The organism is Streptomyces chrestomyceticus JCM 4735 (assembly GCF_003865135.1).
Classification (GTDB): domain Bacteria; phylum Actinomycetota; class Actinomycetes; order Streptomycetales; family Streptomycetaceae; genus Streptomyces; species Streptomyces chrestomyceticus.
In genome coordinates, this window is record NZ_BHZC01000001.1 from 255,671 (window position 1) to 280,783 (window position 25,113).

Sequence of the window (25,113 nt, forward strand, 5' to 3'; positions counted from 1 at the left end):
CTGGAGGGTGGTTGATGCCAGGGCGGGTCGGCCGCGTCCCCTGTACGCAGCCACGTCAGGCCGCGCGCAGGCAGCGCCGTCCTGAAGCACCTATACCGGCCAGCGGCAGACCCAGCAACACCAGCGTGCCCGGCAGCCCGACGGGGCTCAGCAGCATGCCAGGAGACGTGCTCAACCACGTCAGGAGCACGCCCAGAACGCTGAAGACGGCACAGACCGCAAAGGCGAACAGCCCGGTCAGCCGCGCGACTTGACGCCGTACGCCGAGGAACCGCACCCCGCTCCCGGTGGCGAGCACGGCAGCCAGCCCGAGCACGATCGCACCTCCGCCGGCCCAGCGGACCACCACGTCCACCGCGAGGTATCCGGGGTCCGCCCGGCCGATGGAGAGACCGGTCGCGAGATGCCCCAGCGCCCACCAGGCGACCGGCTGGACGAGCATGACGACGCAGATCAGCAGCGCGGTGCGCCGCCCCTGGGACAGACCCAGTTCAGCCTGGTATCCGGGAGCGATGACCGGCACCGGTCCGAAGTCCCGGACGGCTTGGCGCTCCGCGCTCGTCCGGTCCAGGCCCGCCGCCTCGTACGCCTCTGCGGCGTCGGTCAGCCCGTCCCGTACCTCGGTCAGCAGATCTGCCTTGGCCGCACGTGGCCCGGCCAGGGCCTTGTCGAGTTCTGCGACATAGTGGTCGATCACTCGTCCCCCCCCCGTGTCCGCCTTCTCGCCGGCGTCCCGCACCGGCCAGTATAGGGAGCGCCGGGTACGCAGCTGATGCGCAAGAAGGCCCGCCGGCCGCGCTTTCCCGGAAAACCGAGATCACGCGGCCGGCGGGCCCTGATCGGCAAGCGGCCCCGCAACGGCCGGCGGGAAACTTGCCCGCAAGCTCAGCCCTGCGACTCCTGCGGCCCCGCCACCGCCGATGACTGGGGCTCCGGAACCACCGCTGACGAGGGCTCCGGGGCCGCCGATGACTGGGGTTCCGGAACCACCGCTGACGAGGGCTCCGGGACCGCCGATGACTGGGGTTCCGGACCGGTGACCGGCGGCTCCCTCAGCACGATCCCCTGCTCCAGAGCCATCTCCTTGGCGACCCGCGGAGCGGTCCAAAGAGTCGGCAGCATGATGAAACCGACAGGCACCGCCGTCACGACGATGAATGACTGCAGCGCGGTGATGCCGCCGTCCCCGACGAGGATCAGTACGGCCGCCGCGGCCCCCATGAGCAGGGCCCAGAAGGCACGTACCGCACGGGTGGGCTCGCCGGTCTTCGTGCCGGCGGCAGCGATGCTGTACGACATCGAGTCGGTGGTGGTCACCACGAAGGTGATGGTCAGCAGGAGCAGCGCCACCGCGACCACGGCACCCATCGGGAGCCGTTCGGCCATGGAGATGACCGCGGCGTCCATCCCGACGGCCTTGAGCGGGCCGGAGATGGTCCCGGGGTTCTGCTGTTCGAGGAAGATGCCGGTGCCGCCGAAGACGGTGAACCAGAACATGGTCGCCAGCGGCGGAATGATCGCGGTGGAGACGACGAGGTCACGTACCGTACGGCCCTTGGAGATGCGTGCCACGAAGATCGACATCAGGGGCCCGTAGCCCAGGAACCAGCCGAAGAAGAAGACCGTCCAGGAACCCAGCCACGCGTGATCGCCCCGGTTGAGGGCCAGCGGCACGAAGTCCTTCGCGTACTGGCCGAGCCCGCCGAGGAAGGAGTCGAGCACGAAACCGAGGGAGCCGAGTACGAGGAAGACGGCCATCAGGGCGACGGCCAGCCAGATGTTGGCCCTGCTGAAGAACTGGATGCCGCGGTCGATGCCACTGGCGACGGACAGCACGGCGACGACGGTCAGCAGGACGATCACGCCGAGTTGTACGGGGTATCCGCCGGAGATGCCGAACACCTGGGAGAGGCCGTAGGAGACCTGAAGGCCGAGGAAACCGATCGGCCCGACGGTGCCGGCCACCACGGCGATGACGCAGACGATGTCGACGGCGGCGCCCAACCGGGAGTGCCTGATGCGCTCACCGAGCAACGGGTACAACAGCGTCCTCGGACGCAGCGGCATGCCGCGCTCCTGGCCCCGGATCATCACGATCGAGGCGAGGGTCCCCAGGACGGCCCAGGCGAGGAAGCCCCAGTGCGCGAAGCTCTGGGAGAGCGCCGCGTCGGCCGCCTGCTGCGTTCCGCTCTTGACTCCCTCGTAGTACGGAGGCGTCTCGACGTAGTGCTGTACGGGCTCGCCCGCCGCGAAGAAGACTCCGCCGCCCGCGAGCAGCGTCGACATGATCATCGCGACCCACTGGAACCTGCCGTACTCCGGGCGCGCCCCGGCGCCGCCCAGCCGCACCTTCCCGTACCGGGAGAATCCCAGCCACAGCGCGACACCGAACGTCGCCAGCAGCAGCACCTGCCACAGCGGACCGAACCAGCGCGCGACGAAGGTGAAGACCGCGTTGACGGCGTCACCCGTGGCCGTGGGCGCGATCAGCGCGGCCAGGACGAATGCGGTGAGCAGCCCGCCACTGACAGCGAGGACGGGTATGTCGGTGCGCCTGGGCTCTCTGGACGGCGGCGCGGCCGTCGTATGGCACGCGTCGTCACCGTCCGTGGTCGATTCCGTCCCGGTGGGGACGGCCGCGCTGGTGGCGGTCGGGGCGTGGGGAGTCGGCATGAGGTTCCTTGCTGGCGGGGTCATTCGCACACGGGGGCATGACGCACCGCAAGGACGCACGCGCTCACGAGACGCAGGACCGCTCGGTGCGCGGGTCAACAGGGAAGGCTGCTATCCATGAGGTGATGCGGTCAAATTCGGGACAGCCGCCCCAAACGTGCCGATGCCCTGGTGACGGGGGTTTTCGCGTCCGGTGGGGTGCCGTGGTTGACGAAGATCACTCTTGGGCTGTCTGACGCGTACGGACGGGGACGTGAGGCGCGTCACGTGGCCTTGGTCACCTACCCCCGACAAGGCGGCACGCCCCCTACACCTTGCCCTCCACGGCCCCGGGCCCCACACCACGAAAGGCTCGCACAGCGCCCGGATGCCACTGCCCCCGATCCGACGGCAGCACTTCTACCGACCACCCTGACCGCCCATGTGATCCGGGCACATCGCATCATGGCCCGTCTCCGCGATTTCCCGGCCGGCCACCACCCGGGCGTTCAGGCCCTGCACCCACCAGTTGTCAGCATCCTGCAGGTAGCTTGCCGTCCCCGCCCCTGCGGTCTGTTTCGATCACATGCATCAAACTCCACGCCAGTCCGTAGCACCCATCAGGCCCGAACGCCGTTGCCAGCATCTGCGCCTCTTCGTCGGTGACCGGAGGGATGATGCTTTCAAGGAGACGCTCCGCCTTTTCAATGTCCTCCAGCGGGGCTTCCTCCGACGGCATACCTTCGTTGACCAGCTCTTCAACTTCCCTACGGGCAGTCACCGACGGGCAGCAGGGAACTGGCTGGGTGACCGGAAAGTACGGGATGTCGCTGTCTGCCGTCCCTGCTCCCGGAACGGGTTGTGTGGTGACGGTGGCGTCCTGGGCGAGGGCTGCGTCCGAGGCGTGAGCCACGAGGCTCGCACACTGACCGCGCGACCCGTCACACCGTGCCTTCGCTGCCAGAATCCCCTGATCCAGCGGACAGCTCCTGGACGGCCCGTTCACAGGTACGGAAAAAGGACCTGCGAGCACCCCAGACGGCATGCTGGGATGGGTCATCATGAGCCCCATGCACATCCCGTCCGTCAATGAATCCGACCTTCCGCTCGCGATGGAGCAGAATCTCGCCGAGCACGCCTGCCACCTGCACCGAACCCTGAAGGGCGCGTCCGTCACCGAGACCGGGGACCTGCTGATCGCCGACAGCGGTCTCGACGATGACACCTTCAACATCGTCGCGACGGCCCGCTTCACCCCGGGCACCGCCCCGGCCCGCGCCGCGGAGACGGCCCGGACCCTGGCCGCCACCGGCCGCCCCTTCTCCTGGTGGGTGGGCCCCGCCTCCACGCCGGACAATCTCGCCGAGCATCTTCAGGCCGCCGGCCTGGAGGCGTCGGAAACGGAGGCGGGCATGTGGAAGGACCTGCGCGACCCCCTCCCCGACGCACACGTCGACGGCCTGGAGATCCGCCCGGCCACCACCCCCGAACAGCTCGCCGACTACGCCACGATCCTCGCCGCGAACTGGAACCCGCCCGCCGCCACGGTGCGCCAGTTCTTCGCCGACACCGCCGATTCGGCGCTCGCCGACGACTGCCCCACCCGTTACCTGGTCGGCTACGTCGACGGCCGTCCCGTCTGCTCGGCCGAGGTCTTCCTGCACGCAGGCGTCGCCAGCATCTACAACATCGCCACACTCGCCACCGACCGTCGCCGAGGTTACGGCGGCGCCATCACCGCGGCCACCCTGCACACCGCCCGGAACGCGGGCTACGAGACCGCGGTGCTGCAGGCATCCGCCGACGGAGAACCCGTCTACCGCCGCCTCGGTTTCACCGCCTGCGGCCACTTCACCGAGTACGCCCTCACCCCCTGACCCGTCGCGGCAACCGCTCCGCTCCTCACCAACGCCTGGTAGTCCATCGGCAACGCTTCACGCCCGGGCATCGCTCCGATGGGCCTCCAGCTTCGACCTCATGTCTGACCAGCGAAAACCACACATGGGGATCGGAGCGAGAACGCCCTCTCAGCCCACAAGGGCCAGGTTGTGCAGGCGCGCGATGCCGAGCATCGCGTGGTGCACGCCGTCGCCCTTGAGGCGGCAGTCGCGCAGGATCTTCCACCCCTTCATGCGGGCGAAGGCGTGCTCGACACGGGCCCTGACCTGTTTGTGGGAGCGATTGTGCTCTTGCTTCCAGCCCGGCAGTTCGGCTTGGCCTTTCGCGCGGCAGTGGGGAATCACCAGGCCGGTACCCGGGTAGCCTCCGTCTGCGATGGTCATCGTGGCACCGACGGCGTCCTTCGCTCCGGATTCCGCCCACGCTCGGCAGTCGTTGCGGTTGCCGGGCAGCGGTCGGCCGACCACCACGACGAGGCGGGTGTCGGCATCGATGACGACCTGGTGGTTGGTCGAGTAACGGTAGTTCTTCGACTGCTCGGCCACTGTGTGGTCGCGGGTGGGCCCGAGAGTGCCGTCCACGATGAGCACAGTGGCCTGGCGGAACCGCCTACGCGACTGGAAGGCGAGTTTGGGGCCGAGGTGGCCGATGATCCGGTCGGCCGCCGATTTGGAGACGCCGAAGAGCGGACCGAGCTGGCGCAGCGTCAAACTCGTGCGCCAGTACGCGGCAACCAGCAACACTCGATCCTCCAGAGGAAGGCTCCACGGCCGCCCACGCTGCGAGTCGCCCGCGGTCCCGCGGCGCACGTGGGTGACCAACTTGCCGAAGCAGCGTGGGCTCAGCCCGGTGAACGGGCTGTCCAGGACGGCTCCGACGCCGTGACCACACCAGCCACATCAAGAGCACCCCACTGTGATCAGCAGTAACGGGACAACCCTTAGCTTGCGAAAACCTCAGTGGCCGTACCGGACGAGGCGTGCACAGCGGCATGAAGCCAAATTCGCCTCATGATCCCAGATCCGGCATGGTCGAAGCAGATCAGCTCTGCGTCACTTCTCGCCGACATGCCGATGCGCGAGCGGAACCGTGCCCGTGGGCGCCGCCCGGCCCAGGCCACCTCCGGGACCGATGGCTTCCTGTGGGGCTGGGTCCACTTTCTGAGTGGCCGCCTGAACGGACCCGATCTGCTCCACGAAGAAGCCCCAGACCGACCCGGCTGGCGCGGGCTGGCCGTCGAAGTCGTCTCGTACGCCCGACTGACGACTGGATCGTCCGCCGTACTGACAGTTGGCGACCACCACTTTGTCAGAGCGGGGCTGCCCAGCAGCCGGTGAGCGACCACCGCTCCCCCGACCGGCATCCCCCGTCGTTTTCTCGTGGGCAAAGAGGCCGATGCGCCGGTCCGGTCCCCCCGACGGGGCCAGAATGACCGGGGAGCCATGTCAGGCGCCAGCACGCAGTGGATCTCTCGTCGAAGGAGGGCCCTCGTGGTCCCGCTCACGTTCCACGGCTACGACGACAGCGGACCGGGGAGCGCCCGGGCCCCTGTGAGGCGGTACGCCCGTCCGTCACCCCGTACGGCACCGGCCGGAGGTACCCGATGACCGCCGCCTATCTCCGATACCCGCACCTGCACGGTGACCTGGTCACGTTCGCGGCGGAGGACGATGTCTGGCTCGCCCCGCTCGGTGGCGGCCGGGCCTGGCGGCTGAGTGCCGACAACCGGCCGGTGGCCCGCCCGCGGATATCTCCGGAGGGGACGCACGTCGCCTGGGCCTCGGCCCGTAACGGCGCGCCGGAGGTGCTCGCCGCGTCGATCGAGGGCGGGCCGGCCGTCCAACTCACCTACTGGGGCAGCCGGGTCACGGTGTGCGGCTGGACGCCGGACGGCGACGTCGTCGCCATCAGCGCCCACGGGCAGGCCTCTTGGTGCCGCAGATGGGGCCATGCCGTGCCGCTCGACGCGGGGCCGTCCCGCAGGCTTCCCTACGGTCCGGTCGGCGACATAGTCCATGGTCCCGGCGGTCAAGTCCTGCTGCGTTCCGCCGGGTTCGGCGTAGACGCCTCGTCGTGGAAGCGCTACCGGGGCGGTACGGCGGGCAAGCTGTGGATCGATCACACGGGCGACGGCGCATTCGTACGCTGCCACCAAGACCTGGCCGGGAACCTTGAGTTCCCGCTCTGGGCCGGGGAGCGTATCGCCTTCCTGTCCGACCACGAGGGGACCGGCGCGCTGTACTCCTCACGCCCGGACGGTACGGACCTGCGCCGGCACACCCCGCTCGGCGGGTTCTACGCCCGCCACGCCGCGACCGACGGCACCCGCGTCGTCTACATGTCCGCCGGTGACCTGTGGCTGCTGGACGACCTCGACGGGGCCGAGCCCAGGCTCCTGGACATCCGGCTCGGCGGCCAGCGCACCGACCTCACGCCTCGTCCCCTCACCGCCGAACACCACCTCACCTCGGTGTCCCCCGACCACACCGGGCGCGGCAGCGCCGTCACCGTCCGCGGGACCATTCACTGGATCACCCACCGCGACGGCCCGGCCCGCGCGCTCGCCGCACAGCCCGGCGTGCGGGCCCGGCTGCCGCAGACCTTCCGCCTGGACGGGGAGGAGCATGTGGTGTGGGTGTCGGACGCCGACGGCGAGGACGCCCTGGAGTTCGCGCCCGCCGGCGGCATGGCGGACGGCGTGACGCCGCGCCGCCTGGGCAGCGGGGAGCTGGGCCGGGTGCTCGGCCTCACCGTCGCCCCCGACGGCAGCCATGCCGCCGTCTGTGCGCACGACGGGCGCGTCCTGCTGCTGGAGCTGGCCTCCGGGCACGTACGGGAGATCGACCGCAGCGAGCACGGCGCGGTCACCGGGCTGGTCTTCTCGCCGGACTCGTCCTGGCTCGCCTGGTCCCACCCCGGCCCCGTACCGCTGCGTCATCTCAAGCTCGCCAACACCTCCGACCTGATGGTCTGTGACGCGACGCCGCTGCGATTCCGGGACTTCTCCCCCGCCTTCACGCTCGACGGCAAGCACCTCGCTTTCCTCTCCGAACGTTCCTTCGACCCGGTCTACGACGCGCACGTCTTCGACCTCGCCTTCGTCGGCGCGTGCCGCCCACATCTGATCGCCCTCGCCGCGACCACGCCGTCCCCCTTCGGCCCGCAGCGCGCCGGCCGCGCCGTCGAGGCCGAGACGAAGGACACCGCGGAGGGGGACGGCACACCGCCCGTCACCGCCGTCGACCTCGAAGGGCTGAGCGACCGGATCATCCCCTTCCCCGTGGAGGCCGCCCGGTACTCCGCGCTCAGCGCGGCCAAGGACGGCCTTCTCTGGCTGCGCCACCCGGTGCGCGGGGTGCTCGGCGCCGCCCGGGCCACCCCCGACGCCGCCGACCCGAAGAGCTCCTTGGAGCGGTACGACTTCGAGAAGCAGAAGTGCGAGGAACTCGGTTCGGACATCGACTACTTCGCGGTCACCGGAGACGGCAAGCGACTGCTGCTGCGCTCGGACGGCAAGCTGCGCCTCGTACCGGCCGATCGCCGCCCCTCGAAGGAGGAGAACAGCGACTCCAACATCACCGTCGACCTCACCCGTATCCGGCACACCCTCGACCCGGCCGCCGAATGGCGCCAGATGTACGACGAGGCGGGCCGGTTGATGCGCGACAACTTCTGGCGCGCCGACCTCGGCGGCATCGACTGGAACGCCGTCCTGGACCGCTACCGCCCGCTGCTGGAGCGCATCGCCACCCACAGCGACCTCATCGATCTCCTCTGGGAGGTCCAGGGCGAACTCGGCACCTCGCACGCGTACGTCTCCCCGACCGGGGGCTACAACAAGGCCACCCGGCAAGGGCTGTTGGGCGCCGACCTCTCCCGCCACGAGGACGGTGCCTGGCGCATCGACCGCGTCCTGCCGTCCGAGACCTCCGATCCCGACGCCCGCTCCCCGCTGGCCGCGCCCGGTGTCGCCGTGCGCGCGGGCGACGCGGTCATCGCCGTCGGCGGCAGGCCCGTCGACCCCACCACCGGACCGGGCCCGCTCCTGGTCGGCTCCGCGGGACAGCCCGTCGAACTGACGGTCCGCCCGGCGGGCGGCGGGGGCCTGCGCCACGCCGTCGTCGTCCCGGTCGCCGACGAAGGCCCGCTGCGCTACCACGCCTGGGTCGCCGACCGGCGGGCGTACGTCCACGAGGCATCCGGCGGCCGGCTCGGCTACCTCCACGTCCCCGACATGGTCGGCTCGGGCTGGGCCCAGCTCCACCGCGACCTGCGGGTCGAAGTCGCCCGCGAGGGGCTGGTGTTGGACGTGCGGGAGAACAGCGGCGGCCACACCTCCCAACTCGTCGTCGAGAAGCTGGCCCGCCACGTCATCGGCTGGACGCTGCCGCGCGGAGCCCAGCCGTACAGCTACCCGCGCGACGCCCCGCGCGGCCCGATCGTCGCCGTCGCCAACGAGTTCTCCGGGTCCGACGGCGACATCGTCAACGCCGTCGTCAAGGCACTCGGCATCGGCCCGGTCGTCGGCACCCGCACCTGGGGCGGCGTCATCGGCATCGACTCGCGCTACCACCTCGTGGACGGCACCCTGGTCACGCAGCCCAAGTACGCCTCGTGGTTCGAAGGCCACGAGTGGAGCGTCGAGAACTACGGTGTCGAACCGGACGTGGAGGTTCTGCACACCCCGCAGGACCATGCCGCCGGCCGCGACCCCCAGCTCGACGAGGCGATCAGGATCGCCCTTGCCGCGCTGCGCCAGAACCCGGCGAAATCGCCGCCCTCGCTGCCTTCACTGCCGTCGCTGCCGGATCGCTCCTGACAGGGACTGCGGGGCACGCCGTCTGCGCCGTACGGGGTCATGGACAGCGGCGGTGCCCCGCAAGGTGTCGGCCGGACGGCCGTGGGATATGCTTCCGACGGCCGGCGGGTGTGGTGCGGGTGCGGAACGTCCGGCGCGACGTTGCCCATTGGTATGGACCGCAGTCGGTACGACTCGAGCGTCCCGCCCCGGCAAGCGGGCACCGCACCCGGCGGCAACGCTCGCCACAGGCTCCTCACCTGCACCTACCTTTTTTGCCGTGCCACATTTCCGGGCCGCCGAAGGAGATCATCGGGCCTGCGCGACGGCCAGTTTAGCCGCTATTTACAATTGCCCGGTGGACATTCACGAGCGCTGTGTAAGAATTGTGGACGCACATCTCAGATCCTCACGTGGACATGCGCGAATACGCGAAACCCTGTGCGCAAACACGGCCCAGGGGTGGCAATACTTCCCGGCCGGCTGCTCCGCTCCACCAGCTTCCAGGTGAAGGGTTGTTATGAACGACATGAACCGCGGGTTCCCTACGGCCGGCGTTCGCCATTCTCCCGTCATCTCACCGGCCGGTTCCCCATCGGAACGGACGATGCAGGGCATCTTCGGCGCACTCTATGCCAGCGACTCCTGGAAGCTTTTCCCCGGCGGTGACGGCAAGAACGAGAACCTGTCACGTTCGGGCAGCGGATCCGATCTCGTACAGACCGCGGCCCTCCGCCGGGAACTTCCGGAGCTGATCTCGCGGCTCGGCATCCGCAGCTTCCTCGACATGCCGTGCGGGGACTTCTACTGGATGTCCCAGGTGGAGCTCGGGGTGGATGTCTATCTCGGCGCCGACATCGTCCCGGAAGTCGTCGAACAGAATGAGCGGAAGTTCGGGCGGCCGGGCCGCGATTTCCGCGTGCTCGACATCACGCGGAGCCGGATTCCGCAGGTCGACATGATCTTTTCGCGGGACTGTCTGGTGCACTTCAGCGACGCCGACATACGGGCGGCGCTGCGGAACGTCAAACGTAGCGGCTCCACCTACTTCGCCACGACCACTTTCACCGGCCGGGCCGGTAACGCCGACGACATCGAAACCGGCGGCTGGCGCTCCCTCAACCTGTGCCGTGCGCCGTTCTCTCTCCCCGCTCCCCTGCACCTCGTCAACGAGAACTGCACCGAGGTCTACGAGTCGGAGGAAGATGGAGCGAGGGTCGAGCACCGCTTCGCCGACAAGTCGATCGGTGTCTGGCGGACCGCCGACCTGTAGGCGTTCCGGGTCACGGGATGTCACGACAGTAACCAGAGGCCCGGAGTCCATGAACGTACACTTATGTGATTCGCGAATGGCCGGAATACTCGTAGTCAACGAGAGGTATTTCCCGGAGAGCGAGCTGGAGCCGGCGCAGGTCGGGGCCACCTCGTTCTCCCGTTCCGCATTGCGCTGTCTGCGGAACGCCGGGCTCTCCGCCGGGGTCATCCTCTACAAGAGAGATGGAGAACTGACGGGGCCCCAGGTCGCTCTCGCACACCGGTCGGGCGTCCGCTGCGCCACGCTCCTCTTCCATTTCGACATGGACGCAGCCTCGGTGAGCCGCGCTGTCGCCGAAGCGGCGGCTCTGCTCTGTTCCGAACACGGCTTCAGCGGCCAGGCCATGCTCTACTACCAGACGGATGCCCTGCTCGGTTTTCATCCGCGGGAACTCGCATGCTGCGTGACCCACCACGGGCCGTTCGTCCACGACTTCGTCGGCATGTTCTCGGCGCGGGAGACCGCCCGGGCATTCGGTGACGCGGCCAAGGCGCTGCACCTGTTCAAGCACCAGGAGCTCGGAGCTCAGGGTGAACAGGGTCCGGTCGAACGGGCGCATGTTCGTGCTCCAGCACTCACGCCTGCAGCGGGAGTATCTGGTCAGCCGGGGCGTCGACGAGCGACGGATCCGCGCGGTACGGCCGCCGATAGCGCCGTCCACGGCACCGGAGCCGCTCCGGGACGACAGGCTGAGATCGTTCGTCGAGGAGGCCGAGCTGCTCGTCTTCACCGCTGTCGCACGGCTGGACTACTTCAAGAACGTCGAACTCCTCGTCAGCGGCTGCGTCCAGGCGCGCAAACGAGGGGTGCCGCTGCGGATTCTGGTCGCCGGGGACAGCCCCGACGACGCTGTGGCGCGGGAGGCGCTGCGTGCTCGGGTACCGAGGGAGCGCCGCGCGGAATTCCTGGCGGTCGGAAAGCTTTCCAAGACACAGCTCTACGCCCTGTTCAGCCTGGCCCGGCCGAACGGAATCTTCGTCTGCTCCTCACGGTACGAGACGTTGGGCATCACGCCGCTCGAAGCCGCGCTCTCGGGTGTCTGCACCCTGATGCCCGACACCGACAAGGTGGAAGCCCGGAGGTTCTTTCCGGTCGCGCACCGGTTCCTGCCCAGCAGCGACGGTCTGGCCGACGCGATCGAGTTCATGTACGCCGACCCGTCGGGCGCCCGGCAACTCGGCAAAGAACTGCGGGAGAGCATCGCGGCCGAGATATCCGAAGAGAACTTCGAACGTGACACGCTCAGCGCCTGGACCCACTTCTCACGAGTCGCCCGGCAGGCGGGCAGGTGACCAGGCGGAAGCCCACCGTCGGCCGGAGAAACCGCACCGGTGGGGCGCGTATCGCCGCCGCCTTTGCCCGACGGCGGCGACCATTCACCGCGGCCTGCCGGCCGACCGCGGTGAACGTGCCCTGAACGCTCCGCGTGAGGACATGCGATCAAGGTATCGGCCGAGTAGCCCGGTGCCGGCATCGTAAACGCCGGGCGGCGGCCCCGTCGTGGCGCTCTACGGGCCCTGCGGCCGACGCTGCTGCCGCGTACGTGTCGCCGCTGGCCGCCTCGGGCCGTGCGGGTCCATACCGTTGCGTCGTCGTGGCCGCCCCTCCTATATTCTGAACATGTTCGCTGAACGTGTTCATCCAACCCGCGCTGAACAGAAACGACGTACCGCCGCCCGCGTCACCGCCGCTGCCGCGCGACTCTTCACCGAGCAGGGCTTCCACAGCACGACGGTGCGTCAGATCGCCGCCGCGGCAGGGGTTTCCGTAGGGGCGGTCATGGCGGTCGGGGACAAGGAATCGCTGCTGAGCCTGGTCTACGACCAGGCCATCGCCGCCCGCATCCCCGCACCGCCGACGGCGGAGTCCACCACATCCGCGGTCGACTACCTGTCCCGTTACTTCGACCCCTTCCTCGATCTGTTCACCGGGAACGAGGACCTTGCGCGCGCGTACTTCCGGTCCCTGACCCGAAGCGGGCCCGAGAACGCGGCGCTCGGCGCACTGCGCACGCTGACCGAGAGCAACCTCACCACCGCGATGGTCAACGCGGGAACGCAGGACGCCCACGCCAGGCTCGGTGCGCAAGTCATGTTCACCAGCTACCTGGGTGAGCTGATGCTGCTCGCCGCGGGGACCACCGATCGCCGGCAAACGGCTTCCAGGATTCGGAACACCGCTGCATTCATCACCACGCAAGGCAGGAACTGAGCGATGACTCTCTCCGAACTCCCGTCCCCGGCCTGGCCGGTCCTGGTCCTCCTCGTGATCCAGGCCGGTGACGCCGTGATGATGGTCCGCCCGCCGAAGTTCATAGTCGACTGTCTGGAAGGCGTACGGTTCCCGCGTGACTGGTGGTGGGTGCTGACCACTGCCAAGGCGGCCTCGGTCGTAGGGCTGGCCGTGGGACTCCGGGTGCCGGGTGTCGCCATGACGACCACCGCGGCGATCGTGGTCTACTTCCTCGCGGCCGGCGCAGCCCATATTCGCGCGAGGGCCCTGAACTCCGCCTTCTGGGTCAACTGTCTCGGCATGTTGCTGCTGTCCCTGGCCGTGCTCGTGGTGAGCTTCGTGCGCTGGTGACAGGCAGCGGATCGGCCGGATCGGTGGTCAGTGGCCGGTAGTTGTTGCCTGCCGGACAGGCCGAAGGACCGTCGACCGGGGTTCCGGCCGACGGTCCGAGGGGCATGGGGCGCAGGGCAGTACGGGCCTGGCCCTAGGCCGGTCATCACCTGAACAGGCGGTCCCCGCTGTTGGCCATGCGGTGGGAGCCGCTGTGGCGGTTCACCCAGTCACGGATGAGGTTGATGGCGTTGGCGCACTGCCAACTGTTGTCGTACTCGCGCTCGCCGGTGAAGGCGGCGTAGCCCGCGATGATGCCGTCCACCTGCGCGTCGCCCAGCAGCTTGTCGACGTACCACGGGTCGTTGTAGGTGGTCGTCCAGGAGAGGGTGGCCGCGAGCTGGCCGGCGGCGCGGTCAGCGGCGCCCTTCTTCAGTTCCGCGCAGGTGTTCCACGTGGCTTCCGTGCAGTTGCCGAACCCGTTGGTGATGTTGGTGTCGCCGTAGTCCATCACCCGGCGGCCGTTCGGGAATCCGGCACCGGACTGGTTGAAGGCGTTGCGGACCTTGTCGCGGCTGCCGGTCGTGGTGATGCCCTCCAGCTTGCCGAGCTTGCCCTCCAGGCTCTTCCAGCCCCTGCCGCCGACGTCCGGCGTGTTGCCGCCGTGGTACTCGAAGAAGCCGTAGAGCACCTGGATCCCGGCAGCCGTCAGCCGCTGTGCCTTGTCGCGCAGTCCGGCGACGCTGCACGTACGGTTCTCCGCTTCACCGCAGTAGTTGGGGTCCTTGATGTCCAGCCAGACCAGCGACAGCCGGCGCCCCGCGTTGGCGTTGGAGATGATGCGGTCGAGCATGCTGTCGAAGCTGGTGCCCCGGCGGTTGTCGCCGGCCGAGGAACAGTCGTGCCAGGCACGCCATTCGTTCGGGTTCCACCAGGCACAGACATCGATCTCGATGGCGTTGGCACCGTGGTTGATCGCGGCGTCCACGCCGTCCAGGGTGTTGACCCGGTGCGCGATGGCGTAGATCGCATGACGTTGGTCGGCTGCCGCCGCCGGGGTGGTACTGAGCGCGGTGGCACCGAGGATCCCGCACAGTGCCGCTACCAGGGCCCGTACGATCCGCGGGCCGACGCCGTGTCTACGGTGAGTGGTCAAGAAAGGTGCTCCTCATGTCAGTGTGCGGAAGCGGAGAGCTGTGCGCAGCGCGGCGGGCAGGGGACGGTCCGGCGCGTCGACGCGTCCGGTAGGGGTGGCCCGGGAATCGGGAGCTCGGCCGAGCTTCAGGTGTGCGATACGCGGCCGCTGTCACGGCGCAGCGCGGCGCCGTGTCTCTTCGTCCCGGCGGGCGTGGGCCCGGCCGGTGCCGTGGCGGTGCCGTGCAGAGTGTCCGCGCCACCGCGGCACCATCTCCGTCCTTTTGCCGGACGGGGTGCCGCCTCCTCGCGCGTCGGTTTCGCCGCCGCTGTCCCCACGGCGCTCCTCTTCTGTGCAACGTGACGGCTGCAAGCCGTCTTTCCGCCGCGAAAGTATCGCGCCCGGCACCGTTCCCGTGACTTGTTATCGGCCTGTTTTCAACAGCAAATGGCCATTTCGCCGTTCTCGTCGGATCTGGCGGACCGGACGCTTCCAGTAGGTCCGTGCACGCTGAAACTGACGGCGCCTTGCAGCCGTCACCGTTGTGAGGTCGTACAGTGCGGGGCCGACGCCCCGGCAGGAGAGGTGGACAGCGGTCAGTGGCCGGCGGCCTGCCTGATCAAGGCGGCGACCTCGGTCGGCCGGGAGACGTAGACCGTGTGGCTGCCGGCGACCTCGACGGTGTCGGAGCCTGCCCGTTCTGCCATCGCGCGTTGCGCCGGCGGCGGGATCATACGGTCGTCGGTCGCGACGAGGTACCAGCTCGGCTTTGTCTGCCAGGCCGGGTCCGTCACGGCGCCGTCGAGGGCGTCGACGCCCCAGGGAGACTGGGAGTCGGCCATGAACGCCGCCTGTTCGGCCGGCAGATCACCGGCGAAGGACTCCGCGAACTTCGCCCGGTCCAGGAACAGGAAGCCGTCCCTGGGCGGCAGGATGGGCGGTACGACGGCGCCCGGCGGCGGGTCGGCGATGAGAGTGTTCACCGACTCGCCCTTGTCCGGCGCGAACGCGGCGATATAGACCAGCGCCGCCACCTGCGGATGGTGGCCCGCCTCGGAGATCACGACACCGCCGTAGGAGTGCCCCACCAGCACGACCGGGCCGTCCTGGGCGTCGAGTGCCAGCCGTACCGCGGCGACGTCCCCTTCCAGGGACACCGTCGGATTCTGGACGATGCTGACGTGGTACCCGTCCCGCTTGAGGATGGTGTGGACGCCCTGCCAGCCTGATCCGTCCACGAAAGCTCCGTGGACGAGAACGATGTTCCTCGGTCGCGGACGACTCGGACTCGGACTCCGATGCGGGCTCGCATGCACAGCGCCTCCTCTGGTGTGTGGGGCCGTTACGGCCACGCGAAGCAAGCCAGGTGCGGACGGGCGTGATCGATACCGTCAAGTGGCGTAGTTCGGCACCGGGCATCTCTGGCCACAGCCGCCTGCGGGCGCGCCACCTGGCCAGAAGCCGTGCCCGGGTGGCTCCGCGGAACGCCGAAACCGTCACGTGGTGCCGTGCGGAGGAGCATCCTTGTATGGACTGTTACTCCTCGCCGAGACCCCGCGAAAGTTGATGACGCGTATGCAAGGTGTGGCAGGCCCCGGGGAAGGTCCTCTCCGCGCCTTCGAACGGACCGCGCGACTGCGCGAGAGTGCCCGGCAGTCGGTGGTCAGGGCCCGGGAGATGCGGGAGCGGGCGGTTCGGATGCGCGGCCAGGCGATCGCGATGCGCCGGGAGGTCTGGCGCCAGGACGTGGCGGTGGACGTATGCGTGCAACTGCTGCGGCGCGCAGGGAACGCCGGTGTATTTCCTGTGCGGGAGCCGGAGCAGGCGGCGGACATCGATGGGGTGCCTCCGCGCTGTCCGAGCGTGCACTGATCCTTTCGTTTTTCCTTGCTGATGTTGGGTTTCAGGTCCCGGGGTGATCATCTCCCAGAGGTCTCAGGGTGTGGCAGGTTACCCCGGATGCTGCCGGGTCTGTGGGTGGGGCCGGGACGGGACGCCTCGGGGCGCCGCCCGTTGAAGCTGCAGGTAGCGGGCCGCCGCCTCGGCCGTCGGGGTCAGCGGGCCGCCCGCTGCCGTGAGCTGCCCGAGCTGCCGCGTGAGCACGTCGAGCTGGTACTCCCTGGCGGCCAGCGCCAGCGCGGCGTCCGAGGCCACGTCGTCGGGAGCGGCGTGCGCGTGCGGCCGTGGCGGTGTGTCGAGCGCGTCGTACAGCACCGCGCAGAGGATTCCGGCGACGAACATCGTGTGGTACGTGTGCTGGAAGGAATAGGCGGCGCGAGCCCTGGGGGCCAGTTCCCCGTACTCGGGTGTCGAGAACTGCGGGCTCGGCAGATAGCCGAACCGCTCCCACACGCCGGTCAGCAGATCCCAGCCCGCGCGGGTGTACGCGCAGGTGGTGCCGGGGCGCAGCATCGCGGCGGAGAAGAGCAGCTCGCCTATCAGGTCGAGGTTCTCGTTGCCGAGCTGGAGTGCCAGGCAGGAGTCGAGGGTGGCCAGTACGGCTTCGGTGCTGACCCGCGGATCGACCGTGCGCCGCCCGAAATCGGTACCGAACATGACCGCATGGGTGAGCGAGTAGACGTCATTGGGATGCATGTCGACCACTGTCTGGTTCGCATACAGGACGGACCCAGGCGGCGCCTCGACCCCGTGCGAGGCCCTGCCGCCCGGGGCGAGCGAGGCGAGCCACTGCTGTTCCATGTAGCGGTAGGGCAGCCGTTCGGGCAGGCAGGGGTGCGTCGCGGCGACCGCCGCCGTGTGGAGCGCGTCGTAGCGCGCGTCGGGGTATCCGATGCGGTCGAGGAGCAGGTGCGAGGTGCCGATCGAGGCGGCGGACTGCGGGAGGCGCGCCAGCATGTCCGCGTTCCGGTCACTCCTGGCGTGCGGCAAAAGGACTTCCGCGAGTGCGCGGACGGCGGCCGCGATACGCGGCTCCGCGTGGCTCACCCGGTGACAGGTGAGGGCGAGCAGCGCGGCCTCGACCACGATCTTGTCGTTCATCGAGACGACGGGGTCCTGCTTTCCCGTCCAGTGCTTCTCGTAGGAATGCAGCCGCGGTATGTGCCGTACGGCGAAGTCGAGAATGTCGCACATCCGGCCGCGGAGGTACGTCCCGTCCGCGGCGGTGCCCGCCGGCGAGCCGGCGGGCACCTGGTCCTGGCTAGGCAAGGTCGCTCCGCACGCTCTCCGCGACCGAGTCGGAGTCCTCCGTCGGCTGCGGAATCCCCTGGGTCGCGAGGAAGTACTCGTTGCAGCACAGGACGTGGAGGTCCGGGTCCGCGGGCCCGTCGTCCAGCATTCCCGCCTGCGACTCCACCAGCTTCCCGAGGGTCATGCCTCCGTCGATCACGCCCGCCTCGATGAGTCCGGAGACCATCTTGGCGACCTCGCTGTGCGTCAGGCTCTCTTTCATGTTTGCTCTCTTCCGTGGTGCGTGTGCAGTGGTGCGAGTCCCGGCTTTCGGCCTTCGGCTTTTGGCTTCCGGCTTCCGTCGGCGTTCTCCTGCGTTGTTCGGTGGGGCGGCAGCGACGGATTGCGTGAGCGGGTGAACGCGACCGCGCTGTGACAAAGTCCGCAAGTGGAGCCGCGTTCTCAATGGGACCTGGGTTCTCCGGAGCGAGTTCCGGTACGTGAGTTGGCGCATTCCGCAGACGCACGTTCCGCTTCGGGATTCCCACGCGTAGCTCAACCGGTCAGCGGTGACGACACCCGAATGGTCCGTATCAATGCCGTGGCCGCCGGAGCTGCGCACGGGCGGCTACGGAACGGGCACGAGGGCTCTTGAAAGGGGCGGTTTCGGGTGTGCTTGCGAGGTGGTTCGTGGTGCGGGACCAGGAACCCCGGCCCCCACGCGGGCCGCGTGCAATGATCCGCTCATGACACGGAACGGCTCCGACAACGAGTACCTCCTGGACAACCAACAGGCCGAAGCGGGCGAGCGGTTCGCCGCGCTGTCGGCGCTCTTCGATCCGTCGACGTTCCGGCACTTCGAGACGGTCGGGGTCGGCGCGGGGTGGCGGTGCTGGGAGGTCGGTGCCGGTGGGCCCACGGTTCCTGCCTGGCTGGCCGAGCGTGTCGGACCGGCCGGGTACGTGGTGGCCACCGACATCGACACCTCCTGGATGCGCGAGGCAGCGGGCTACGAGGTGCTGCGCCACGACGTGGCGGCCCAGGCGCCGCCGGAGGGAGGCCCGTTCGACTTGATCCATGCCCGGCTCGTGCTGGTGCACTTGGCCGACCGGGACCAGGCCCTGCGGTCCATGGTCGAGGCGCTGCGCCCCGGCGGTTGGCTGGTGGTGGAGGACGGTGACCCGGCGTTGCTGCCGCTGATCTGTCCCGACGAGTACGGGCCCGAGCAGGAGCTGGCCAACAGGCTGCGGCGCGGCTTCCGCGAGCTGCTGCGGCAGCGCGGCGCGGACCTGGCGTACGGGCGCAAGCTGCCGCGGCTGCTGCGGGAGGCCGGACTGGCCGGGGTCGAGGCCGACGCCTACTTCCCGATCGCTTCCCCCGCGTCCTCCGAGCTGGAGCGGGCCAGCGTCCAACAGGTCCGTGACAAGCTCGTCGCGGCGGGGGCGGCCACTGACGAGGAGATCGACCGGCACCTGGCGAACATCGCCGCCGGTGGCCTCGACCTGGCCACCGCGCCGATGGTGTCCGCCTGGGGCCGACGCCCGGTGTCGGCAGACGGAGACGGAGACTGCCTATGAGGATCACTTCCAGCCGCAACCGTCCCGACTGAATGCGCTCCGCGCCCGCTCCCCTATTCATTCTGCCGAACCATTGCGCCATGTTCGATTCCGCGAGTCGGAATTGCCAGTATGTTTACGCTCGTCCAGCTTCTTTCGATCGGGTGTCGGGGTGGTTCGGTGATGGGTGAACAGCTAGCACTGAATGTCGGCCCGTCACGGATGGAGATGGCGTACGAATGCCTCGGTGACGATCACGCGCCGCCCGTGTTGTTGGTGATGGGCGGCGGTGCGCAGATGATCGCCTGGCCGGAGGAGTTCTGTGCCGAGCTGGTCGGCCGCGGTCTGCGAGTGATCCGGTTCGACAATCGGGACGCCGGGCGGTCGTCGCGCCTCCCCGACCTGCCCGGCCCCGACCGGCCCGGCCCCGACCTGCCGGGTCCAGATATTCCGACGGCGCTGAACGGCGACTCCCCTCTGGCGCCCTACACGCTGTCGGACATGGCCGACGACATCGTCGGCCTCCTCGACGTGCTGCAGGTGCGGAGCGCCCATCTGGTGGGCGCGTCGCTGGGCGGGATGATCGCCCAGACCATGGCCGTCGAGCACCCGGAGCGCACCCGCTCGCTGACTTCGATGATGTCCAGCACCGGTGACCGCACCGTGGGCCGCCCCGACGCCACCGTGCTCGCCGGTCTGGGCACGCCTCCGCAGGACCGCCGGGGCTTCATCGCCTGGCAGGTCCGGGCCCTGCGGGCGGTGGCGTCGCCGGGATTCGCGTTCGACGAGGCCGCGGCCAGGGAGCGGGCCGAGCGTGCTTACGACCGGGGGCACGACCCGGCGGGCATGGTGCGTCAGTTCGCCGCGGCGATGGCCTCCGGTGACCGTACGGCACGGCTGCGGTCGGTACGGGTTCCCGCGCTCGTCATCCATGGCACCGACGACGTACTGATCGACATGGCCGGCGGACGAGCCACCGCCGCGGCCATCCCCGGCGCCGAGCTGGCCATCATCGACGGAATGGGACACAGCATCCCCCAAGAGCTGTGCCCCCAACTCGTCCTGCTCATCGCCCACCTGATCCACCGCGTGGAAACGGCGCCGCGACGGCACGCCGGAGATCCCCTCCGGGTCGGTTGACGGCTGAGCGGGCGGAGCTGTCCTTCCTGGGGCACGAGCTGATTTGCCAGGCGATGCGGAGTGCGGCGGCCGAATAGATGCCGTTTTGTTAGCAAAGCAGTAGCACTTGATGATCTATGGCGCCAAGTGATAATTCTTCTGCGGGGCGCGCTTTGCTCCCTTCAGCGCCTCATCAACCGAAGGGTGAGTCATCGATGCGGATGCCTCTGCGCCCGCCGACCGCCGCCGGCTCGCCCGGCAGCGACCTCACCGTTGATGCCTTTGGCTGTTCGGAGCGGCCGACGGGTGCCTGCGGGCCGCTCGACGGCGCGGGGCTGCTGCCTCCACTTCACCGAGGACGGGGTTGACGGCCGCCTCGCCCTGCTGCCCCTCGCGGCCGGACGCCCGAAGGGAATCCACTCGGAATACGCCGTCGCCCCCGTGTGACGGAAACACGCGGCACAACGGAAACACGTGATGCTCGACATCGCCGCGAACAGGCAGCCCCGTCGACCGGCCCCGGATATTTCTTCATCCCTTCCCCCCTTTTCCCTCCTGCCCAAGAATTGAGGAACAAAAGTGCTTGGCAGACGTCCACGCGCCATATGGGCCACCGGAGTGGCCGCGACCGCCGTCGCGGTGACCATGCTGACCGGCACCCCGGCCAACGCTGTCGTGGGTGACGCCGCCAAGGACGGGGCGTACCCGTTCACGGCGAAGCTCGACATCAGCGGCGGCCGGCGCGCCTGCACCGGCACGCTGGTGGACTCCCAGTGGGTGCTCACGGCCGCCAGTTGCTTCGCCGACAAGCCCGGTCAGGACAAGGCTGCCGCCGGCAAGCCGAAGCTGGCGGCCTCGGTGACCGTCGGCCGCAGTGACCTGTCCGGCAAGGGCGGGCAGGTGCGCACCGTCACCGAGCTCGTGCCGCGTACGGACCGGGATCTGGTGATGGCGAAGCTGTCGGCGCCGGTCGAGGACATCGCCCCGGTCCCGGTCGCCTCCACCGCTCCCGCCGCGGGCGAGACGCTGCGCGTGGCCGGGTACGGCCGTACCCGGGACGAATGGGTTCCCGACCGCCTGCACAGCGGCGCCTTCTCCGTCGACGCGGTGGAGCAGACGACGCTCGCCCTGACCGGCCAGGACGGCGCGAGTGTGTGCATGGGCGACACCGGCGGCCCGGCCCTGCGGGCCACGCAGGCCGGCGGCTACGAGCTGGTGGGGGTCAGCAGCACCGCGTGGCAGGGCGGGTGCCTGGGCTCCGAGGAGACGCGTACGGGCGCCTTCGAGGCCCGCGTCGACGACGTGCACCGCTGGGTCCAGCAGATCCGCCTGACGGCCCTGTACCGCCATGTCACCGATGTCGTCGCCGGCGCGGACTTCAACGGCGACGGGCGCCCCGACGTCGCCGCCGTCCTGGACGACAAGAACCTGCACGTCTTCTACACCGGCCCGGACGGCAGGCTCGCCTACGGCCGCGAGCTGTGGAACCACGACGGGTCCTGGGGCCGCAAGCGCGCGATGACCGCCGGAGACTTCGACGGCGACGGCCTGACCGACATCGCCGCCCTCAACGTCGACGGCTCCCTCGACCTGTACCCGGGCACCAAGAGCGGCAAGCTGGGCTCGCCCCGCTCGATGGCCAAGGACGGCTCCTGGAAGACCGTCGCGAAGTTCGCCCGCTACCAGGCCGACGACTCCGGCCGCGACGGCCTGGTGGCCATCTGGAACGACGGCTCGCTGTACGCCTACACCACCGCCGCCGACGGCCGCCTGTCCGGCTTCAAGCGCCAGGTCTGGCACGACAAGACCTGGTCCAAGAAGCACCTGGCCACCGCGGACTTCAACGGTGACGGCCGCGACGACCTCGCGGCCGTCTCCCAGACCGGCGGCCTGGGCCTGTACACCGGCAACGCCAAGGGCACCTTCGACTACGACAAGGCGATGTGGCCCGACGAGAGCTGGGGCGGCTTCCGGGCCGTCATGGCCGGCGACTTCAACGGCGACGGCAAGGCCGACATCGCCGCCGTCAACAGCTCCGGCGACCTGTTCCTCTACCCGGGCAACGGCAAGGGCACCCTCGGCACGCGCTCCCCGATGTGGCCCAGCGCGTCCTGACGCCAGGACGACACCACGAGGAGAGGGGCACCCGGCCGCCGCGGCCGGGTGCCCCTCTGTCGCATCCGGCAGCGGTACATCACTCATGTGGGTGGAAAGCTCGACCGATGACTGTCCTCGGTTGACGGTTCGCAGTCTCCTGGTCCGAGGCAACCGGCCACCGCACCCGGAGGAGCCCATGGAAACAGCAACGGTCGCAGTCGACGTCCAGGCCGGCGATGTGCTCTGCTCCGCACTGGCCCCCGACGATGCCACGCGGCTGACCAAGGCGACGCCCGCCGCGCTCACCGCGGGAACGATGGTCACCGGGGTCGCGGCCACAGCGGCCGCGGCCGACACAAAGGTGAGCTACTACGCACAGCCGGAGGTCGCGCCCGCGCGGCTCACCGGGCTCGGAGCCGGGCAGCCGTGCGCCGTGGTCGCCGACGGGCAGGGCCGGTGCGTGCGCCAATTACCCCTGGGCGAAGGCGCATTCGTCGTCGGCGAGTGTGACGCGCAGGGCAACGTGACCGTGGCGCCGAAGCACGACTTCGCGAACGTCCTCGACTTCGGCGCCAGGGGCGACGACCAGAGCGACGACTGGGACGCCATCACCCGCGCCATGCGCTCCCTGCACCCGCTCCAACCCGGCGTGGTCTACTTCCCGGCGGGCTACTACCGCATCCGCCGGCCACTGGTCGTCGGCCGCGAGCAGGGGAAGATCGAGCTGCTCGGCGAGAGCGAGCACACCACCACCATCAGGTTCTTCGGCGGGCACGGTCCCGCGCTGTGCATCTCGCCGAAGTCGCTGGGCCACCTGCCCACGGCGGACGCCCTGCTCACCGGAGCGGGCAAGGCCGGCGCCCTCAGCGCGAAGAACCGGAGCACCGTCAACCTCCGCGACAGCCCGGCGCTCGACATGGACGGCGCGGCATCGTTCTCGGTCTCCTGCACGGTGCGCCCCGAGGTGCTTCCGGGCGGAGGCGGGGAGCCGGTCATCTCCAGTTCGGGCCGACGGCTGAACGGCGAAGCGGCCACCTGTGCTTTCGGGATCTTCCTCGGCGGCACGACAGGGCAGGTCACCGTCACCGCCACCGCCCGGCTCGACGGCGTGGACCACATCATCTCCCACCCCGGCAGCTTCCCGGTCGGGCAGGCGCTCCACCTCTGCCTGGTCTGGGACGGCAGCCACCTCGATCTCTACGCCGGGCCGCCCGGGACGGTACTGACCCCCGCGGAGCCGCGGGAGGGGCAGCGTCCCCGGGCCGGGGCGAAGCTGACCCAGCCCGTCGAAGAGGGCGTCTACCTCGGTGCCAGGAGTCAGCAGCGCTGGCCGGAGTACCTGGATCTCACGCGGCCGTTCACCGGACGTATCGACTCCGTCCGCATCAGCGACTTCGTGATCGACCGGGACGCCGGTACGCGGACGTTCACCGCGCCGACCGCGAAATTCCCCGCCGACTTCGCCACCAACGTCCGGCCCGACCCCGCCCACGCGGACCAGCGGCTGGTCACCCGGATACTGATCAACTTCGACCGGGACGTCGACGCCTTCACCGTCGGGTCGACCTGGATCCGGCGGACGCCGGACCCCGATCCCGTCTATCTGATGTACCAGTGGGGCGGGTCGCCGGTCGCGGCCGCGGTCACCACGGTCCGGCGGCTGGAGTTCCAGTGCCCCTCGGGCGCGGGGATCCACGGCCAGCTCTCGAACAGCTCGGCGTTCAGCCACCTCCGCGTCACCGCCGCACGCGACGGGATGCGGCTGCGGAACAACTCGTACCTCTCCGAGATCGAGCATCTCTTCATCAGCGCCACCCGGCTCGGCCTCACCCTGGGCGGCAGCGGACTGGCCAGGGTCAACCGGTTGCAGACCGTCGGGACGCAGTACGACTTCGTGGCGACCGACCTCGTCGGCGTCACCGCGCGCGACTGGTACATCGGCAGTCACCGCTCCGTCGTACCGCTCCTGCTGACCACGGCGGCTCCGTACGGGTCCTTCCACGGCATCGGAATCGCCATCAGCTCGGAGGCGACGCAGGGCCATCCGGAGACCTGGCAGTCCGCGGTGGCCACCTCCGACCTGCACCATCTCGTCCTGGAGAGTTCGGTACTGGAAACCAGCTTCCTGCGGCAGACCGACTGCCCGCCCGTACGCATCGACAACTCCCTCCTCCTGCTCGCCCAGGAACAGCCCAAGCCCCCGCTGGAGCTCCCCACCGCGTCGACGTTCGTGAACTGCGAGTTCCGCCCGAGCCCGAGCACCCGCGCGAACATCGTCTTCACCGGCCGGCGGGGGCCGTCGCCGGTCCGGATCATCGGCAGCACCACCGATCCCGCGAAACCCTGGGCCCTCCCCCAGGACGGGAACAGGGTGTCCCACCTCGGTGGCTGCGTGTCCACGACCGACCTCGGCCAGACACAGTGGCAAGGCGGGCGGGACTGGGTGTTCGCCCTCGACACCGCGACGGGACGGATCGGGGCCCGCGAGCGGGAGGCGCAAGGCTGCGGCATCGCGGCCGCGCGTCCCGTCACCTTGGCCGCGGTGCCCCTGGCAGCCGGGGCCGGCCGCTACCGGGCCGAGGTCATGGCGACCGATCCGGCCGGCCGGGCCGCGACGTGGGTCGTCGAACAGGGCCTGAGCACCATCGGCGGTACGGTCACCGCCTGGGCGCCTGAAAGCCGTGTGCTCGACTCCTTCGGTTCCGCCGATGGCTCGGTACCGGCCGGATGGAACCCACCCCAGATCGTCCCGTTGGACGGGAACGCCGTGGTGAAGTGCTCGCCGCCGGGAGGAGTGACGCTGGCCTTCACGGTCAGGCTGCGGGCACTGGAAGGACTGGCGGCTTCCTGA

Annotated in this window: 18 protein-coding genes and 1 pseudogene; 10 read left to right on the forward strand and 9 right to left on the reverse strand. The window is 69.5% G+C overall.

Annotated elements, in window-relative coordinates; translation table 11 throughout:
- Positions 1 to 55 precede the first annotated feature (55 nt).
- From EJG53_RS01190 to EJG53_RS01200, 3 genes are all read right to left on the reverse strand, one after another.
- Positions 56 to 697, reverse strand: coding sequence for a permease prefix domain 1-containing protein (locus EJG53_RS01190; protein WP_125043073.1), 642 nt, complete (start codon positions 695 to 697; stop codon positions 56 to 58).
- Between the two features lie 188 nt (positions 698 to 885).
- Positions 886 to 2,673: a BCCT family transporter gene (locus EJG53_RS01195; protein ID WP_125043075.1), complete on the reverse strand. Its 1,788-nt coding sequence runs from the start codon at positions 2,671 to 2,673 to the stop codon at positions 886 to 888.
- A gap of 511 nt (positions 2,674 to 3,184) precedes the next feature.
- Positions 3,185 to 3,565, reverse strand: a complete 381-nt coding sequence (locus tag EJG53_RS01200; protein ID WP_125043077.1) for a hypothetical protein — start codon at positions 3,563 to 3,565, stop codon at positions 3,185 to 3,187.
- 199 nt (positions 3,566 to 3,764) lie between these two features.
- Here EJG53_RS01200 and EJG53_RS01205 point away from each other — a divergent pair, with 199 nt between their 5' ends.
- Positions 3,765 to 4,529 (forward strand): GNAT family N-acetyltransferase, encoded by a 765-nt coding sequence (locus EJG53_RS01205; protein WP_125049089.1) that lies wholly within the window; start codon positions 3,765 to 3,767, stop codon positions 4,527 to 4,529.
- 150 nt (positions 4,530 to 4,679) lie between these two features.
- Here EJG53_RS01205 and EJG53_RS01210 read toward each other — a convergent pair.
- A pseudogene (locus EJG53_RS01210) lies at positions 4,680 to 5,449 on the reverse strand (transposase).
- 705 nt (positions 5,450 to 6,154) lie between these two features.
- Here EJG53_RS01210 and EJG53_RS01215 point away from each other — a divergent pair.
- Both EJG53_RS01215 and EJG53_RS01220 read left to right on the forward strand, forming a co-directional pair.
- Entirely contained in the window at positions 6,155 to 9,370 is a 3,216-nt protein-coding gene (locus tag EJG53_RS01215; RefSeq protein WP_125043079.1) for a S41 family peptidase, read from the forward strand.
- Positions 9,371 to 9,869: 499 nt separating this feature from the next.
- Positions 9,870 to 10,622, forward strand: a complete 753-nt coding sequence (locus EJG53_RS01220) for a class I SAM-dependent methyltransferase (RefSeq protein ID WP_125043081.1) — start codon at positions 9,870 to 9,872, stop codon at positions 10,620 to 10,622.
- A gap of 61 nt (positions 10,623 to 10,683) precedes the next feature.
- Here EJG53_RS01220 and EJG53_RS01225 read toward each other — a convergent pair whose 3' ends face one another.
- Positions 10,684 to 11,223, reverse strand: coding sequence for a hypothetical protein (locus EJG53_RS01225; RefSeq protein WP_125043082.1), 540 nt, complete (start codon positions 11,221 to 11,223; stop codon positions 10,684 to 10,686).
- On the opposite strand from EJG53_RS01225, the gene EJG53_RS01230 reads away from it, so the two are divergent.
- The 3 genes from EJG53_RS01230 (at position 11,222) to EJG53_RS01240 (ending at position 13,247) form a co-directional block, all read left to right on the forward strand.
- Positions 11,222 to 11,956: a glycosyltransferase family 4 protein gene (locus EJG53_RS01230; protein ID WP_125043084.1), complete on the forward strand. Its 735-nt coding sequence runs from the start codon at positions 11,222 to 11,224 to the stop codon at positions 11,954 to 11,956. The two genes, EJG53_RS01225 and EJG53_RS01230, sit on opposite strands and share 2 nt — an antisense overlap.
- Positions 11,957 to 12,284: 328 nt before the next feature.
- On the forward strand, positions 12,285 to 12,875 hold the full coding sequence (locus tag EJG53_RS01235) for a TetR family transcriptional regulator (RefSeq protein ID WP_125043086.1): 591 nt from the start codon (positions 12,285 to 12,287) through the stop codon (positions 12,873 to 12,875).
- 3 nt (positions 12,876 to 12,878) lie between these two features.
- Positions 12,879 to 13,247: a DoxX family protein gene (locus EJG53_RS01240; protein ID WP_125043087.1), complete on the forward strand. Its 369-nt coding sequence runs from the start codon at positions 12,879 to 12,881 to the stop codon at positions 13,245 to 13,247.
- 145 nt (positions 13,248 to 13,392) lie between these two features.
- On the opposite strand, the gene EJG53_RS01245 is transcribed toward EJG53_RS01240, so the two are convergent.
- From EJG53_RS01245 to EJG53_RS01260, 4 genes are all read right to left on the reverse strand, one after another.
- The gene (locus tag EJG53_RS01245; protein WP_125043089.1) at positions 13,393 to 14,382 is read right to left on the reverse strand and encodes a PI-PLC domain-containing protein; all 990 of its coding nucleotides are present in this window, start codon (positions 14,380 to 14,382) and stop codon (positions 13,393 to 13,395) included.
- 575 nt (positions 14,383 to 14,957) lie between these two features.
- Positions 14,958 to 15,677 (reverse strand): alpha/beta hydrolase, encoded by a 720-nt coding sequence (locus tag EJG53_RS01250; protein ID WP_125043091.1) that lies wholly within the window; start codon positions 15,675 to 15,677, stop codon positions 14,958 to 14,960.
- 634 nt (positions 15,678 to 16,311) lie between these two features.
- On the reverse strand, positions 16,312 to 17,529 hold the full coding sequence (locus EJG53_RS01255; RefSeq protein WP_125043093.1) for a DUF6895 family protein: 1,218 nt from the start codon (positions 17,527 to 17,529) through the stop codon (positions 16,312 to 16,314).
- Positions 17,522 to 17,773: a hypothetical protein gene (locus EJG53_RS01260; RefSeq protein ID WP_031009740.1), complete on the reverse strand. Its 252-nt coding sequence runs from the start codon at positions 17,771 to 17,773 to the stop codon at positions 17,522 to 17,524. The genes EJG53_RS01255 and EJG53_RS01260 overlap by 8 nt, the downstream gene beginning before the upstream one ends.
- A 463-nt stretch (positions 17,774 to 18,236) precedes the next feature.
- Between EJG53_RS01260 and EJG53_RS01265 the strand changes: the two genes are divergently transcribed.
- The 4 genes from EJG53_RS01265 (at position 18,237) to EJG53_RS01280 (ending at position 25,113) form a co-directional block, all read left to right on the forward strand.
- Entirely contained in the window at positions 18,237 to 19,067 is an 831-nt protein-coding gene (locus EJG53_RS01265; RefSeq protein WP_125043095.1) for a methyltransferase, read from the forward strand.
- Between the two features lie 207 nt (positions 19,068 to 19,274).
- Positions 19,275 to 20,186 carry an alpha/beta fold hydrolase gene (locus tag EJG53_RS01270; RefSeq protein ID WP_307721664.1) on the forward strand — a complete coding sequence of 304 codons (912 nt, stop codon included), beginning with the start codon at positions 19,275 to 19,277 and terminating at the stop codon, positions 20,184 to 20,186.
- 558 nt (positions 20,187 to 20,744) lie between these two features.
- On the forward strand, positions 20,745 to 22,280 hold the full coding sequence (locus tag EJG53_RS01275) for a trypsin-like serine protease (RefSeq protein WP_125043099.1): 1,536 nt from the start codon (positions 20,745 to 20,747) through the stop codon (positions 22,278 to 22,280).
- A gap of 178 nt (positions 22,281 to 22,458) precedes the next feature.
- A complete protein-coding gene (locus EJG53_RS01280) occupies positions 22,459 to 25,113 on the forward strand; it encodes a glycosyl hydrolase family 28-related protein (RefSeq protein WP_167515010.1) in 2,655 nt (884 codons plus the stop codon).